Raw genomic sequence first — 14,190 nt, 5'->3', positions numbered from 1 at the left:
AGGTGAAACCATTGACATCTGCTGACCATTAAAATTACAATTTGATAGTATTCCTAGACACTTACGAATTGTGACGGATTTTTCGGCGGTAAATTGGAGGCAGGACAGCATGAAGGTCATCGTTGCTGGTAGCAGAGGAATAACTGATTATGAGCTTATCCGTACTGCGCTTGATGAGGCGCGGAACCGTGGGCTGAATATAACCGCCATCGTTGATGGAATGGCAAGGGGTATTGATTGCCTAGCGTCTCGCTACGCTACTGAGAACGGTATTGATAATATTCGGGTTGCGGCGGATTGGAAACGGTACGGCAAAGGCGCGGGGATATTACGAAATGAACAAATGGCTGAAATTGCTGACGCACTCATTGCCGTTTGGGATGGCAAGTCTCCAGGTACTCTACACATGATCGAATGTGCGAAGGCGAAGGGATTGAAAAATATTTCAATTATATCAGTAGATAAAGGCATAAAAACAACAACACTGCTGGCAGGAGGTAATGAATGAGCCGAACAATCGCATATTTGAGAGTCAGTACCAGCCAACAGGATCTTCAAAATCAACGGTATGAGATACTGAATTACGCCCAGCGGAACGGATGGCAGGTTGATGATTTTATCGAGGCGGAAGTTTCCAGTCGGAAAGGAACAAGAGAAAGGTTGATTGACCTTCTGATGGGGCGATTGGGGGCTGGCGACACCGTTATCGTGTCCGAACTATCTCGAATCGGCAGGAGTACAGTAGAGGTATTGAATATTATTAAATGGTTACATGACAAAAGCGTGCGGTTTGTTGCTATTAAGCAGAATATAGTAACCAATGGAAACGAAGATATGCAGTCTAAAGTGATGTTGACGATGTTTTCTCTCTTTGCTGAACTGGAACGGGACTTGATCTCGGAACGGACAAGGAGGGCATTAGAGGCCAAAAAAGCGGCAGGGGTTAAGATTGGAAGGCCAAAAGGGCGGACAAGCGCAAGTAAACTCGACGGGATGGAGAGCCAGATAAGTGAACTGCTTCACAAAAAAGTTTCGTTAGCCTCAATATCCAAGATTTTCACCGTGTCACGCGGAACGGTATATAATTTTATGATGTCACGGAATATAAAGCGGTAAGCGTAATAATTAATTCAATAAACCGGGTGGTTACAACATTTATCTCGCTGGAGATGTAGGGCAAGCAGTTACGCCGAAATTGGCAAAATAAAGTAAATGACGTATTATGTCGTATTGCCAGTGTATATTATTGGGAAAACAGGAGGTTCTTGCATGCCACTTGTAGCCCTTGATGAAGATGGAACAAAAGTGTTCGCGTGGGAAGTTACGGAAAGAAAGCCATTATATACCTGCAAGGGTTGTGGTGGCCGTCTTTCTTTTATGGACTGTACCTTAAAAATTAAGCACTTCCGACACCTTACTAAGTGTGATTGCGAATCGGAACCAGAAACCGAAGACCATGTATGGGGGAAACAGCTTGTATACCAAACGATACAGGCGATGAAAAACCACGGGATCGTCGAACTTGAACATCCCATAGATTCGTTACGGGCAGATGTGTATTGGGAAGGAACTTGGATAACCGCCGCTATCGAGATTCAGGCATCCAATTACAATATTTCCTATTTTGAAGACAAGATATATGAATATGCTAGAAAGGGAATGGTGGTTATTTATCTGCTAGTTGGCGACAATTTCCGCAAAGAAACGAAGTCGTTCGTATACTCTCTGAAAGAAATCGAAAAGCGCCTGTTTGTGAAAAAAGATTTTCCGGGTTGTGTATATGCCGGGTATCTTCTCCCGTCTGGAACTGTTTTATTGCCTTATTTCCAAGAAAAATGGGCTCGTGGCGGAGGAGATTGCACAAATAGATTCATTTCTATGAGAAGATTAGAGCAGCGAGTGTCGCTTACAGATTTTCTCATTGATGCTGTATATGTACCCCCGCCAAAAATCGAATGCAAACATCAAACTATAAATTACGTTCCCAACTTTGAAAAAATCAAACGCTACAAGGTAGTTTGCACAGAATGTGGCAAGTTTATGAAATGGTTGCCGAATAAAGAGGCCGAAAAACTAGGGCTGGAATTATAACACAACTAAATTGGATACCATTTCATTTGGTTTTTTGGTATATTATTCGCTTTAAAAGGGGTGGCCGTGTATGAAAACCTTTTATGAATTTTTTGCAGGCGGAGGAATGGCAAGAATTGGGCTTGGAAAGGGGTGGGAGTGCGTTTTTGCCAACGACTTTGACCCGAAAAAAGCTATTTCTTACCGCACTTATTTTCGTGGAAATGATCATTTTGTCGTGGAAGACGTCGCAAAAATCCAAACCTCCCAGCTTCTAGGCACGGCTGATTTAACTTGGGCGTCATTCCCTTGCCAAGACTTGTCACTTGCCGGTAACGGTGCAGGTATTGCCGGGGAACGTTCAGGAGCGTTTTGGCCGTTTTGGAATGTGATAACTAAGCTGCGGAAAGAAGGCCGCGCACCGAAAACAATTATCCTTGAAAACGTCTACGGTACCGTAACGAGCCACGACGGAAAAGACTTATCCATTATCATTGAAGAACTGGTTAAAGCCGGGTATAGGTGTGGTCCCATGGTGATAGACGCGGTTCTTTTTCTTCCGCATAGCCGTCCTCGCCTATTCATAATTGCAATACATAATACGTTAGAAGTACCAAAACGTCTTGTTGGGGCTCCTGATCCACGCTGGCATCCAGACGCACTCGGGCTTTCTTACGATTTACTTTCCGAGACTGCCAGGGCATCATGGTTATGGTGGAATCTGCCTGTTCCCAAACCGCGCACGACGACATTTTCGGACATGGTAGAGAATGAGCCGAAAGGCGTTGAATGGCACACACCTTTTGAAACGAATCGCATAATCGGTATGATGTCGCCAATCAATCTTGAAAAGCTCAGCCAAGCGAAGAAAGCTGGAAAGCGCGTTGTCGGCACCATCTATAAACGCACTCGAAAGGACAAGGAAGGCATAAAACGGCAGCGCGCAGAAGTACGTTTCGATGATATCGCGGGATGCCTGAGAACTCCTTCAGGCGGTTCGAGTCGGCAAATCATCATCTTGGTCGAAGGCAATAAAGTCAAGACACGCTTGCTCTCACCCAGAGAGGCAGCCAGGTTGATGGGTTTGCCAGAAAGTTACCATTTGCCTGAGAAATATAACGATGCGTATCACCTTGCCGGAGACGGTGTAGCGGTTCCAGTGGTGCGCCATATCGCAAAAAACATCATTGAGCAAGTTTTGAATGCAAATAAATCCGCTATGAGGTGCGCTGCCTGATGCCAGAAGAACAACATGATTTCAGACCACCTACCTTAGATATAGCTGAATTACCTTTTGAGACTAAACATCTTCGCGAAGCGCTTACCAGTTTTCTCGATAAAGTGGTTGACGTCTCTGGTGAAACTCCGGCCAAGCTAGGAAATTATATATGGGGCGTGTATGCCTTCTATGACTATGATGGGGAACCGATTTATGTCGGGCAAACCAACGAACAGCTTAGAACGCGCATCCGCCGCCATCTAACCAACCAGCGAACTGACGCAGTAGCGATGAACGTTCTCGACCCATTTGAAGTGTGCTATATCGAAGTATGGCCCTTGCCGCAGTTTCAGGAAATCGGAAAGAACGACAAAGCCGCGAAAAAGGTTGCAAAAGAACATCTGGACGCCTTGGAATATAATATCTTCCAAAAACTGCTTAACGAGTCACGTTTCGGGGCCGTTCTTAACGAAAAAGACCCTCCAGCTCCTCGCGTAGAAATAGAAGTTCCCCAATCCCATAAGGAACGCATTGTTACCGACGAAGTAAGCGCATTGCGTGATCATCCCGATTTACGGATTGCCCGCCGTGCTATGACGCTTGCTAGACTTGCCCAAGTTATCTGCGAACGCAAAGTGCAAAAGGGTTTGCGAAAGGTTCTCCTCACCCAGGCCAAAAGACTTCAATGGCTTTCTGAGCGTCGATGCGAACTCGCAGCTGAAATCAACGAAGAAGAATAGCATGGCGGACGTGTTCACTTCTGAAAAGCGAAGTGAAATCATGCGTCAGGTACACGGAAAAAACACTTCCCCTGAAAAGGCGGTAAGATCCATGCTTCACCGAATGGGTTTCCGCTTCCGTATCCACCGTGCAGACCTCCCCGGTTGTCCAGATATAGTTCTACCCGCTCGACGTAAAGTCATATTCGTTCATGGCTGTTTTTGGCATGGACATACTTGCCCTCGTGGCTCTCGCATTCCGAAAACCAATCAAACATATTGGCAAACCAAGATAGAGCGAAATCGCAAGCGTGATATATTGGACAAGAAAGCGTTGAGCGCACAAGGATGGAGCGTGCTTGTCATCTGGGAATGCGAACTGAAAGATTCTGATAAACTTGGTGATATGCTTTGCAGTTTTCTTCGTTGAATTTGCTTAACCAACTGCGGTTACAGTAACCATGACACGCGAATGGTCAAGTTGTTCACAATATAAACTACACTTAAACTATCGGTTGTAAGGCTCAGAATGTCTTTTATGATGATCGAAGTTCTGGATGTATTGCAATACAAGGGGCGTGTTCCCTTTAAAGACTAGAAGGTTCTCAGCATTCTTCTCCTCAGCGGCCTTACTGAAATTAAAACTCCCCGTTATCAGCGTATTGCGGTCGATGATGATAATTTTGTTATGCGCTATCGCGTGTTGGTCGTCAATCAATACAGGAATTCCGGCGTTGACTAGGAACGTAGCAGCAGAATACTTGCCGGTTCGCTGACTCTTATCAAGGACAGCTTCGATTTTCACACCACGTTTCTTGGCCTGAACTATTGCTTTAGCGATCGGGACGGACGTAAAAGAATATGCTTGGATCAATACTTCGGACTTTGCATTGCAGATTTCACGAACAATTGCATCGGTGCAGCCACCGTTCGGGCTAAAGAATGCTTCTATAACGCCAGTTGCAGGGATAGAAGCTGCTTGAACGATTGATACAAAGCAGAAAAATATGATTGGAAGAAATGCTGTAGGTAATTTCATCGGTCAATAGTAGTGTTGGTAATCAAAAATGGTATGTTAAGCCGCCTTGAAAGCGAGTTCTGTAAAATATGAGTCAGCAAATGATATGGCAGATATCTGGGGTTTTATAGGCCACAATATCAAAATATTGTGCCCACCGGCAGCAGCCACCTCCAGCGCCCGCTTGGCGTGTTCCTGCCCCTTCACTTCCGAAAAGTCGTCGTTGTGCTCGGAGCTCTGGCTAAAGAGCTGTTGAATATCTACTGAATAGGGAATAATGGGCCGTTCGCCGTTGAGGAATTCCACCACCTGGGCCAGTTCGGAAACACCGATAACTTCTATTCCCTCGACCACCGCCCCTTCGCGGGCATTCTCTTCGGGAACTATAATGCCGGCAAGCCCGGCATTTTTTGCCGCCACGGCCACGGAAAGACAACCCCGAACCGGCTTGACACCCCCATCCAGGGACAGTTCCCCCAGAAGCAGGTATTTCTTCAAGTGGTCGGGCTTGACGATCCCGGTTGCAGCCATGATGCCGATGGAGATGGGGAGATCGAAGGCTGCCCCTTCCTTTTTCACATCGGCAGGGGCCAGGTTGACGGTGATCTTGCGATTGGGGAACTCGTAACCGGAATTTTTCAGCGCCGACTTTACCCGGTCCTTGCTCTCCTTCACCGCCCCGTCAGGAAGCCCGACTGTGGCAAATTGAGGCAGTCCCTGGGCAATATCCACCTCCACATCTACCATTATGGCATCGATACCCAAGAGGGCACTGCTGAGAACCTTGGCAAGCATGGAACCTCCGTCTTTCGGTGAGGGGTGAGGAGGCAAGGCGGGTTTTTCACCTCAGCCCTCACCCCTTACTCCTCATGGTTTCAGCATATCCAGGTACCGCTCCGCATCCAGGGCCGCCATGCAGCCGGTACCGGCCGATGTAATCGCCTGGCGGTAATACTGGTCCTGCACGTCGCCGGCAGCAAAGACGCCGGGGATACTGGTGGCAGTCATGTTCCCGTCTGTGCCGCAGAGGGTACGGATGTAACCCCCTTCCATATCCAGCTGCCCTTCGAACATCTGCGTATTGGGAGTATGACCAATGGCGATGAAGCAGCCGTGAACGGAAAGATCCTTGGTGGAGCCGCTGGTATGGCGGATGCGGATGCCGGTTACCCCCGATTCGTCACCAAGCACTTCGTCCAGGGTGTGATGCCACTCAATGGTGACATTGCCCCCCTTGGTCTTTTCAATCAAGCGGTCGGCCAGGATCTTTTCCGCGCGGAACTGGTCGCGGCGGTGGATGACGAAAACGTGGCTGGCTATATTGGCCAGGTATAGTGCTTCTTCGACGGCGGTGTTCCCGCCGCCGATGACGGCGACGGGCTTGTTGCGGTAAAAAAAGCCGTCACAGGTGGCGCAGGCTGAGACGCCTTTGCCCTTGAAGGCCTGCTCCGAGGGAAGTCCCAGGTATTGGGCAGAAGCGCCGGTGGCAATGATGAGGGCATCGCAGCTGTAGGTGCCGGAATCCCCTTCGAGGATAAAAGGACGCTGCTGCAAATCCGTTTTATTGATGTGGTCATAGATGATCCGGGTGTTGAATCTCTCCGCATGCTTGAGCATACGCTCCATCAGCTCGGGCCCCTGGACCCCCTCGAAGTCTCCCGGCCAGTTATCAACCTCGGTTGTCGTCGTCAGCTGTCCACCCTGCTGCAGACCGGTGATTATCACCGGGTTGAGATTGGCTCTGGCTGCATATATTGCCGCCGTATAGCCCGCCGGTCCGGAACCGAGAATAATCAGCCTATGATGTACTATTGCCATTCGAAACTCTCCCGATAGTCTAAGTTTGGCGATAAGATACCAGTATGATAGGCAAATTGCAAGGCAGCAACAGGGTCTTTGTCATTGACCGTGCGCCAGGGCTCTGTTAAACTTCACACACATATATTTGCTATGCACAAGGAGGAAGCAATGGTTAAGCGTATTTCTATGGTGGTTTTATGCCTGGGCCTGTTTATGGCCGGCAGTGCTGCAGCAAGGGACATCAGTTTCAGCTCAGGACTCACGCAGGATGATTTCAAGCATTTGACCAAGGAAGCCGGCACGGCCATGGCCTACAGAAATACCGCCCCTGCAGAGCCCTTGGGCATTACCGGTTTCGATGCAGGAATCGAAGTGTCCGCCGTGTCCATCAAGAAAGATGGAACTAATAATTATTGGCAAAACGCCTTTAATGGGAACGCTCCTTCTTACCTCTACCTGCCGAAAATCCGAGTTCGCAAGGGTCTTCCTTTCGGCATAGATATCGGCGCCATGTATTCCTATGTCCCGGACAGCAACATCAAGCTCTATGGCGCCGAGATCAGCAAGGCGATCCTGGAAGGAACGACCGTGACTCCTGCCCTCGGTATCCGCGCCACCTACACCAAACTTGCAGGTGTCGGCGATCTGGACCTGCAGACGGTCGGTGTCGACGCCTCTATCAGCAAGGGCTTCGTCCTGGTCACCCCCTATGCCGGTGCGGGCGCGGTCTGGATCGACAGCAAGGCAAAGGGCAATCTACTGACCCTTTCCCCGGGACTCGCAAGCGAAAAGCTCTGGCAGCCCCGCGTCTTCGGCGGGCTGAAGCTGACCCCCCTGCCGCTTTTGGGCATCACCGCGGAAGTTGAATATGCGGCACGCCCCATTTATTCACTGAAGGCGGCGGTCAGCTTTTAACATAGTTCTATTAACTGCCTTCAACAGGAACGCACATGAGCGCTGAAGCACATCTGGATAAAAGTATCGCCGGCAGGTTCAAATATGCCATTGTCCTCACCTCCTTGACTCTGGTGGCAGAGGTGGCAGGCGGCATCTGGACCAATTCTCTAGCCCTTTTATCCGATGCGGCCCATGTTTTCCTTGACCTGTTCGCCCTGCTTTTGTCCCTGGGGGCGATCAGGCTTGCCGCTATGCCCGTTTCCGAAACCCGCACCTTCGGCTGGCACCGGGCCGAGGTCTTCGCCTCGTTCATCAACGGCGTTTCGATTCTCCTCATCGCTTTCGGCATCATGTATGAAGCATGGGGGAGGTTCCTTCACCCAGAAGAGGTGAAGAGCCTCCCCATGTTCATCATCGCCCTGGTCGGCCTGGCCATGAATCTCCTGTCCGCCTCGGCCCTGCATCAGCATTCCCACGACGACCTCAACGTCCACAGCGCCTTCCTCCATGTCATCGGCGACGCCGCCGCCTCCGTCGGGGTTATTGCCGGCGGCGTGATCATGTATTTCACCGGCTGGTATGTGCTGGATGCAGTTGTATCAGTAGGCATCGGCTTTGTCATTTTCTGGGGTTCATGGCGCGTCATCAGGGAATCCGTTCATATCCTGCTGGAAGGTGTGCCGCGGAACATGAGCATCACCCAGGTATCGGAAGCGATCCGCACCATAGAGGGAGTCAACAGCGTTCACCACCTGAACGTCTGGACCATCTGCTCCCATATTCTGGCCCTGTCGGCCCACGTGGACATCCTGCCCGACTACAAGGATGACCAGACAGCCGTACTGCGCCGCATTGAGGAGCTTCTTTTCGAACGCTACCACATATCCCATACCACGTTGCAGGCCGAGTGCACAAAATGTATCGAAGGCCCCATTATCAAGGAAATGCGCCATCGTCCCCGTGCAGTCCACAGCCATGACCATGGTGCCTGCAGCCACGGTCACCATCACCATTAACGATATTGATTGAAAAACGTCATGGGGCAGCCGGTATGAAGGACGGCAACACAGCAGACCAGCGCCCGCAACTGTTTTTCACTTCGGAGTTTCCCTCCATGCTTGAATACAGCCTGATCCATGAAGCGGATGACCGCCTGAAAAAAAGGGTGCGTCGCACCGAACTGATCCATTCCCATTATTTCACAGAGAAAATCGGTACCCAGGTCTTCCTCAAATGTGAGAACCTGCAACGGACGGGTTCCTTCAAGATCCGCGGCGCTCTTAATTTTATGACGGCACAGCCGAGGATCAGGCTGGAAAAGGGGGTAATTACTGCCTCGGCAGGCAACCATGCCCAGGGAGTAGCTTTTTCAGCCGACCTGCTCGGAGTTAAAGCGGTTGTTTTCATGCCGGAAAGTACTCCGCCCCAGAAGGTCTTCGCCACCAGGGATTACGGAGCAGAGGTGGTGCTGACGGGAAAGAATTTCGACGAAGCATATGCAGCCGCTCTCCTGACCCAGAAGGAGACAGGGGCACTGTTCGTTCATCCCTTCGACGATCCACTGGTAATGGCGGGCCAAGGGACCATCGGCCTGGAAATCCTCCAACAACTGCCTGACGTGGACAACATCCTCGTCCCCATAGGCGGTGGTGGGCTCATCGCCGGCATCGCCTCGGCCATCAAGGAGACTCGTCCGCGGGTGAGGATCATCGGCGTCGAATCGGTCGCCGCCCCATCCATGCATGCTTCGCTGCATCGGGGGGCTATTGCTGATACCCCGATTAAGGTGACGCTGGCCGACGGCATTGCCGTGAAAAAGGTCGGCAAAAACACCTTTCCCATCATTCGGGATTTGGTTGACGAGGTGGTATTGGTTGAGGAGGAAGAAATCGCCCAGGCGATCGTCTCGCTTCTGGAGAGAAGCAAGCTCTTGGTGGAAGGAGCCGGCGCCGTCACGCTGGCTGCACTTTTGAACGGCAAGGTGGATGCCCTGACGGGGAAGACGGTATGCCTGCTCTCAGGTGGGAATATCGATGTCAAAACCATCTCCATCGTGGTGGAGCGAGGTCTTTTAGCCGCCGGTCGCTATCTGAAGCTGAAGGTGGAACTGGATGATGTGCCGGGCTCGCTGGCAAGGCTGTCAGCGGATATCGCAGCCACCAACGCAAACATTTCGCTCATCACCCACGACCGGCGTTCTAAAGCACTTCCCATCGGCAAGACGGAAGTCCTGCTGGAACTGGAAACGCGGGGGTTCGAGCATATCCGGGAGACCGTTGAATATCTGGATAAGCGTGGCTATGGACTGGAGGTGTTGAAATGATCCGGACTCATCCTGCCAAGGAGAAACGCCCGCGTCAGTTCAGCGCCGTTAGCTGATTCCAAAAGCTCAGGTCTGAGCAGGTCGTTGGCGGTATCCACATCGTGCCACGCTGCCAGGAGCGCCGCGCCGATACCCCCTTTCCCAGCCGCAGCAAGGCTGTCAGCCAGTACCGTGCTGCTGGACCAGGCAATCCCCTGGAAAAGCTCACCATGCAGCTGCTTCAGTCCCAGCAGATAATAACCTCCGTCATGGCTGGGGCCGAAGACTGCCTGGATGTGCTCATCTTCCAGCTTGAGGAATGCCTCCCTGATGTAGGCAAGGGGCAGATCCGGCGAATCTGTCCCGATAACCGCTGCCCTGCCGTAGCCAAGTTCAAAGACTTGCCTGAATGCGCGCTTCATCCGATCGCCAAGATCGCCACTGCTTTGGGGCAGAAAATTCATGCCCTCTGTCAACCCATCAAAATAGGCAGCCGCCTCCGCACCTCCATGGTAAAAAAGAAAGAGATCCACGTCTTTGAGCGTAGCTGCCTTGGCCAGGGTATCCATGAGCATGCAGCGGTATAATTCGGCAGCGGCCTCTGACGACAGATATGGGATGAGGCGGGTTTTCACCTCTCCTGCCACAGGCTCCTTGGCAAAGATGAGGAGGGCTTTTTTCGTCAAAATTGCAGGCCTCAACACTCACTAATGAGTTGGTAAAATTTAGCTTTATCCACAATTTCCGGGATTTTCAACAGATTTATCCACAAGCAGATTCAGCCCATCTTATCCCGCTCTATGGCGGCATATGCTGAATGTTTGTGAATTGACTCGAAGTTCTCTGCCTCCACGGAGAACCAGGTAATTTTGTCCATGGAGAGAAGCTTCTCGGTTGCCTCACGCACCATGTCCTCTACGAATTTCGGGTTTTCATAAGCCCTTTCCGTAACCAGCTTTTCATCCTCGCGCTTAAGAAGAGAATATACCGGACTGGAACCGCACCCTTCAACGATCTCGATAAGATCCTCGATCCAGATGAACTCACGGTAACGGACCTTGACCGTCATGATACTGCGCTGGTTATGGGCGCCATACCGGGACAGTTCCTTGCTGCACGGACAGAGGGAGGTAACGGGCACCCTGACGCCGAGAACGAAGTCGAAGTCGGAGGCAAGGCTGGCGCTGAACTCGCAGGTATATTCCATCAGGCTTTTGGCTCCCGAAGCAGGGGCTTTTTTCTCGATGAAATAGGGAAATTCTATCTCCAGATGGGCAGTGCTTGCTCCCAATTTTTCCTTCATCTTCTGCAGCATGGCCTCCATCTTGTCTAAAGCGATTTCTTCCCGGTAGACGTTGAGGATCTCGATGAAGCGGCTCATGTGCGTCCCTTTGAAATGATGGGGGAGGTCGACGTACATGTTGATGCGGGCAACGGTATGCTGGATGGACTTGTTTTTGTCCATGACGACGATCGGATACGAGATATCCTTGACCCCAACCTTGCTGATGGGGATATTGCGGTTGTCGCGGGATTTCTGCATATCGGGCATGACATCCGGTGAGGGATGAGGGGTGAGAGGTGAGGTAGTCATTTGTTTTGCCTTCATTGGTTGTTTCTCCTCACTCCTCACTTCTTGCTCCTCACTGCATATGGGACCGGATCAGTCACACCTGCCTCGGCAAAACCCTTCAGACGCAAGCGACATGAATCGCAGAGGCCACAGGCTAGGCCTTCGGGGGTAGGATCATAGCAGGAATGGGTTCTGCCGTAGTCCACCCCGAGGGCAAGGCCCTTGCGGATAATCTCTGCTTTGGTCATGGCAATGAGTGGAGCATGGATGACAAATCTGCCAGTCCCTTCAACTCCGGCCCTGGTGGCCAGATTGGCCGTTGCCTCAAAGGCAGCGATATATTCAGGGCGGCAATCGGGATAGCCCGAGTAGTCAAGTGCATTTACGCCGATGAAGATGTCGAAGGCGCCAAGGACCTCGGCCCAGCCCAGGGCAAAGGAAAGAAAAATGGTATTTCTTGCCGGGACATAGGTTACCGGGATTCCCGCCCCGATACCTTCTTTCGGCACATCCAAGTCGGCCGTCAGTGCGCTTCCCCCGACTTTGCGCAGGTCGAAGCTGACCACCAGGTGTTCAGAGGCCCCCATTGTCTTTGCGTTGGCCTTGGCCGTGGCCAACTCCACGGAGTGCCGCTGGCCATAGTCGAAGCTCATGGCATAGGGCTCAAAGCCCTCTTCACGGGCAATTGCCATGCAAGTAGTGGAGTCGAGACCACCACTGTAGAGAATTACTGCTTTCTTTTTCATCCCTTAACCTCGCTGCAGTGGAGACCTTCCCCCTGCTATTAAAAAGGCCGCGCCGTTCTGGACGGTGCGGCCTGGTACAATTCTATTCAACAAAACTCTTGAGCTTTTTCGCCCGGCTCGGGTGGCGCAGCTTTCTCAGCGCCTTGGCCTCGATCTGGCGGATCCTTTCCCGGGTAACCTCGAAGTCCTGTCCCACCTCCTCCAGGGTATGGTCGCTCTTTTCACCGATACCGAACCTCATGCGCAGGACCTTCTCTTCCCGCGGGGTCAGGGTGGACAGCACCCGGGAGGTCTGCTCGGAAAGGTTCGCCTTGATGACCGCTTCCAGAGGGGAAACAACCCCCTTGTCTTCGATGAAATCACCCAGGTGTGAATCCTCCTCTTCACCGATGGGAGTCTCCAGAGAAATGGGCTCCTTGGCAATCTTCAGCACCTTGCGCACCTTGTCCAGGGGCAGGCTCATGCGCTCGGCGATCTCCTCGGGCGAAGGCTCACGACCGATCTCCTGGACCAGCTGTCGGCTGGTGCGGATCAGCTTGTTGATGGTCTCGATCATATGGACAGGGATTCGGATGGTCCGGGCCTGGTCGGCAATGGCACGGGTGATGGCCTGACGGATCCACCAGGTGGCATAGGTGGAGAACTTGTAACCACGCTGGTATTCGAACTTGTCCACGGCCTTCATCAGGCCGATATTTCCTTCCTGGATCAGGTCGAGAAACTGCAGGCCTCTGTTGGTGTATTTTTTGGCTATGGAGACGACCAGACGCAGGTTGGCCTCGACCAGCTCCGACTTGGCCAGCTTGGCTTTGTGCTCACCCTCTTCGATGGCCTGCAAAGCCGTCGACAGCTCGGAAGCCTTGAAACCCGACTCCTGCTCAATCTTTTTCAGCTTCCGCTCAGCGCTCTTGAATCTTTTTTCCAGCTTCTGCACATCTTCCAGGGAGATGCCCAATTTCTTCAGGACCTTTTTCTCCTCATCGGGGCCCTTGGCCATTTTTCCCAGCATCGCCGCCAGATCTGCCGACGAAACACCTGCTTCCTTCTCCAGATCGGCAATCTCATGCATCATCTTGTCGACCTTGTGGGAAAGCTCCTTCAGCCGCTGGGAGATCTTTTCTATGTGGCGGTCCTTGAGACGAAGGGATTTCAGCAGTTCCGCCAGCTTCGCTTTGAAGTCCCGCTGTTCTGCCAATAGCGCCTCGCGTTCCTTGGCTGGGAGGGTGGTCTGTTCAAGGGCGAGGAAAATCTCCTCCATGCGCCGGTCATGGTCGCGAATCTCATCGATCGTTGCCAGCAGGCGGTTTGCCTGGACATCCTCTTCACCTTCCTCCAGTTCCTCCTCCTCAACCTCTTTACTGATCTCGATGGCGGCAATCTGGAACTTGCGCAGCTTATCCCCAAGGGAAATTACCTCTTTCACGGTGATCGGCGTGTTGAGAATGACACTGGCCACATCCCTTTCACCCACTTCAATCCGCTTGGCGATCTCCACCTCCCCTTCACGGGTCAGAAGTGACACGGAACCCATTTCTCGCAGGTACATACGCACAGGGTCGCTGGTCCGGCCGAGAGTGCCAGGCTCGAACTCAACTTCTTCCTGCTCCCCTTCCATTTCCTCTTCATCCTCCAGGTCCAGCTTGACCTTGGGGATCTTCACCTTCTGCGCCGAATCGACTATTTCAATATCCATATCGCCGAACATGCTCATGACATCATCGATCTGCTCGGAGGAAACAATATCAGGGGGAAGAAGATCATTGACCTCTTCATAGGTGAGGAAGCCTTTCTCCTTGCCCAGGTCGATCAGCTGTTTTACTTCATCCATGTTTTTCTTAGCCATTAC

16 protein-coding genes are annotated in these 14,190 nt (G+C 51.7%); 9 read left to right on the top strand and 7 right to left on the bottom strand.

What is annotated here, in order from left to right:
* Positions 1–109 precede the first annotated feature (109 nt).
* From GEOB_RS03545 to GEOB_RS03520, 6 genes are all read left to right on the top strand, one after another.
* Positions 110–508 (top strand): DUF2493 domain-containing protein, encoded by a 399-nt coding sequence (locus GEOB_RS03545; RefSeq protein ID WP_012645807.1) that lies wholly within the window; start codon positions 110–112, stop codon positions 506–508.
* Positions 505–1,116: a recombinase family protein gene (locus GEOB_RS03540; RefSeq protein ID WP_012645806.1), complete on the top strand. Its 612-nt coding sequence runs from the start codon at positions 505–507 to the stop codon at positions 1,114–1,116. The genes GEOB_RS03545 and GEOB_RS03540 overlap by 4 nt, the downstream gene beginning before the upstream one ends.
* A 153-nt stretch (positions 1,117–1,269) precedes the next feature.
* A complete protein-coding gene (locus GEOB_RS03535) occupies positions 1,270–2,091 on the top strand; it encodes a competence protein CoiA family protein (RefSeq protein WP_012645805.1) in 822 nt (273 codons plus the stop codon).
* A gap of 70 nt (positions 2,092–2,161) precedes the next feature.
* Entirely contained in the window at positions 2,162–3,307 is a 1,146-nt protein-coding gene (locus GEOB_RS03530) for a DNA cytosine methyltransferase (protein ID WP_012645804.1), read from the top strand.
* Positions 3,307–4,029 (top strand): GIY-YIG nuclease family protein, encoded by a 723-nt coding sequence (locus tag GEOB_RS03525; protein ID WP_012645803.1) that lies wholly within the window; start codon positions 3,307–3,309, stop codon positions 4,027–4,029. Before GEOB_RS03530 ends, GEOB_RS03525 begins: the two co-directional genes overlap by 1 nt.
* 1 nt (position 4,030) lies before the next feature.
* Complete coding sequence (locus tag GEOB_RS03520) at positions 4,031–4,438, top strand: very short patch repair endonuclease (protein ID WP_012645802.1); 408 nt, start codon at positions 4,031–4,033, stop codon at positions 4,436–4,438.
* A gap of 78 nt (positions 4,439–4,516) precedes the next feature.
* Here the strand turns inward: GEOB_RS03520 and GEOB_RS03515 are convergent, their stop codons facing one another.
* From GEOB_RS03515 to trxB, 3 genes are all read right to left on the bottom strand, one after another.
* Positions 4,517–5,047: a phospholipase D family nuclease gene (locus GEOB_RS03515; RefSeq protein ID WP_012645801.1), complete on the bottom strand. Its 531-nt coding sequence runs from the start codon at positions 5,045–5,047 to the stop codon at positions 4,517–4,519.
* 36 nt (positions 5,048–5,083) lie between these two features.
* Positions 5,084–5,821 (bottom strand): magnesium chelatase domain-containing protein, encoded by a 738-nt coding sequence (locus GEOB_RS03510; RefSeq protein ID WP_012645800.1) that lies wholly within the window; start codon positions 5,819–5,821, stop codon positions 5,084–5,086.
* A gap of 72 nt (positions 5,822–5,893) precedes the next feature.
* Positions 5,894–6,844 carry a thioredoxin-disulfide reductase gene (trxB, locus tag GEOB_RS03505; protein ID WP_012645799.1) on the bottom strand — a complete coding sequence of 317 codons (951 nt, stop codon included), beginning with the start codon at positions 6,842–6,844 and terminating at the stop codon, positions 5,894–5,896.
* A gap of 150 nt (positions 6,845–6,994) precedes the next feature.
* Between trxB and GEOB_RS03500 the strand changes: the two genes are divergently transcribed.
* The 3 genes from GEOB_RS03500 to ilvA all read left to right on the top strand — a co-directional run bounded on the left by GEOB_RS03500 (position 6,995) and on the right by ilvA (position 10,046).
* Positions 6,995–7,741 (top strand): hypothetical protein, encoded by a 747-nt coding sequence (locus GEOB_RS03500; RefSeq protein WP_012645798.1) that lies wholly within the window; start codon positions 6,995–6,997, stop codon positions 7,739–7,741.
* Positions 7,742–7,776: 35 nt separating this feature from the next.
* Positions 7,777–8,739 carry a cation diffusion facilitator family transporter gene (locus GEOB_RS03495; RefSeq protein ID WP_012645797.1) on the top strand — a complete coding sequence of 321 codons (963 nt, stop codon included), beginning with the start codon at positions 7,777–7,779 and terminating at the stop codon, positions 8,737–8,739.
* A gap of 98 nt (positions 8,740–8,837) precedes the next feature.
* Positions 8,838–10,046: a threonine ammonia-lyase gene (gene ilvA / locus GEOB_RS03490; protein WP_012645796.1), complete on the top strand. Its 1,209-nt coding sequence runs from the start codon at positions 8,838–8,840 to the stop codon at positions 10,044–10,046.
* Here ilvA and GEOB_RS03485 read toward each other — a convergent pair.
* The 4 genes from GEOB_RS03485 to rpoD all read right to left on the bottom strand — a co-directional run bounded on the left by GEOB_RS03485 (position 10,022) and on the right by rpoD (position 14,187).
* Positions 10,022–10,711 carry a TIGR04282 family arsenosugar biosynthesis glycosyltransferase gene (locus GEOB_RS03485; protein ID WP_012645795.1) on the bottom strand — a complete coding sequence of 230 codons (690 nt, stop codon included), beginning with the start codon at positions 10,709–10,711 and terminating at the stop codon, positions 10,022–10,024. The genes ilvA and GEOB_RS03485 overlap by 25 nt on opposite strands.
* 92 nt (positions 10,712–10,803) lie before the next feature.
* Entirely contained in the window at positions 10,804–11,577 is a 774-nt protein-coding gene (folE2, locus tag GEOB_RS03480; protein WP_041267315.1) for a GTP cyclohydrolase FolE2, read from the bottom strand.
* Between the two features lie 77 nt (positions 11,578–11,654).
* Positions 11,655–12,344: a 7-cyano-7-deazaguanine synthase QueC gene (gene queC, locus GEOB_RS03475; protein WP_012645793.1), complete on the bottom strand. Its 690-nt coding sequence runs from the start codon at positions 12,342–12,344 to the stop codon at positions 11,655–11,657.
* A gap of 82 nt (positions 12,345–12,426) precedes the next feature.
* A complete protein-coding gene (gene rpoD / locus GEOB_RS03470) occupies positions 12,427–14,187 on the bottom strand; it encodes an RNA polymerase sigma factor RpoD (RefSeq protein ID WP_012645792.1) in 1,761 nt (586 codons plus the stop codon).
* Between the last annotated feature and the right edge of the window lie 3 nt (positions 14,188–14,190).

This window comes from Geotalea daltonii FRC-32, assembly GCF_000022265.1.
Lineage (GTDB): Bacteria > Desulfobacterota > Desulfuromonadia > Geobacterales > Geobacteraceae > Geotalea > Geotalea daltonii.
Note: the sequence above shows the minus strand (reverse complement) of the source record. Positions and strands in the feature narration are given on the sequence as shown.

Coding starts and splice junctions, on each gene's coding strand:
- GEOB_RS03545 (WP_012645807.1), top strand. CDS start 110: ATGAAGGTCATCGTTGCTGGTAGCAGAGGAATAACTGATTATGAGCTT.
- GEOB_RS03540 (WP_012645806.1), top strand. CDS start 505: ATGAGCCGAACAATCGCATATTTGAGAGTCAGTACCAGCCAACAGGAT.
- GEOB_RS03535 (WP_012645805.1), top strand. CDS start 1,270: ATGCCACTTGTAGCCCTTGATGAAGATGGAACAAAAGTGTTCGCGTGG.
- GEOB_RS03530 (WP_012645804.1), top strand. CDS start 2,162: ATGAAAACCTTTTATGAATTTTTTGCAGGCGGAGGAATGGCAAGAATT.
- GEOB_RS03525 (WP_012645803.1), top strand. CDS start 3,307: ATGCCAGAAGAACAACATGATTTCAGACCACCTACCTTAGATATAGCT.
- GEOB_RS03520 (WP_012645802.1), top strand. CDS start 4,031: ATGGCGGACGTGTTCACTTCTGAAAAGCGAAGTGAAATCATGCGTCAG.
- GEOB_RS03515 (WP_012645801.1), bottom strand. CDS start 5,047: ATGAAATTACCTACAGCATTTCTTCCAATCATATTTTTCTGCTTTGTA.
- GEOB_RS03510 (WP_012645800.1), bottom strand. CDS start 5,821: ATGCTTGCCAAGGTTCTCAGCAGTGCCCTCTTGGGTATCGATGCCATA.
- trxB (WP_012645799.1), bottom strand. CDS start 6,844: ATGGCAATAGTACATCATAGGCTGATTATTCTCGGTTCCGGACCGGCG.
- GEOB_RS03500 (WP_012645798.1), top strand. CDS start 6,995: ATGGTTAAGCGTATTTCTATGGTGGTTTTATGCCTGGGCCTGTTTATG.
- GEOB_RS03495 (WP_012645797.1), top strand. CDS start 7,777: ATGAGCGCTGAAGCACATCTGGATAAAAGTATCGCCGGCAGGTTCAAA.
- ilvA (WP_012645796.1), top strand. CDS start 8,838: ATGCTTGAATACAGCCTGATCCATGAAGCGGATGACCGCCTGAAAAAA.
- folE2 (WP_041267315.1), bottom strand. CDS start 11,577: ATGCCCGATATGCAGAAATCCCGCGACAACCGCAATATCCCCATCAGC.
- queC (WP_012645793.1), bottom strand. CDS start 12,344: ATGAAAAAGAAAGCAGTAATTCTCTACAGTGGTGGTCTCGACTCCACT.
- rpoD (WP_012645792.1), bottom strand. CDS start 14,187: ATGGCTAAGAAAAACATGGATGAAGTAAAACAGCTGATCGACCTGGGC.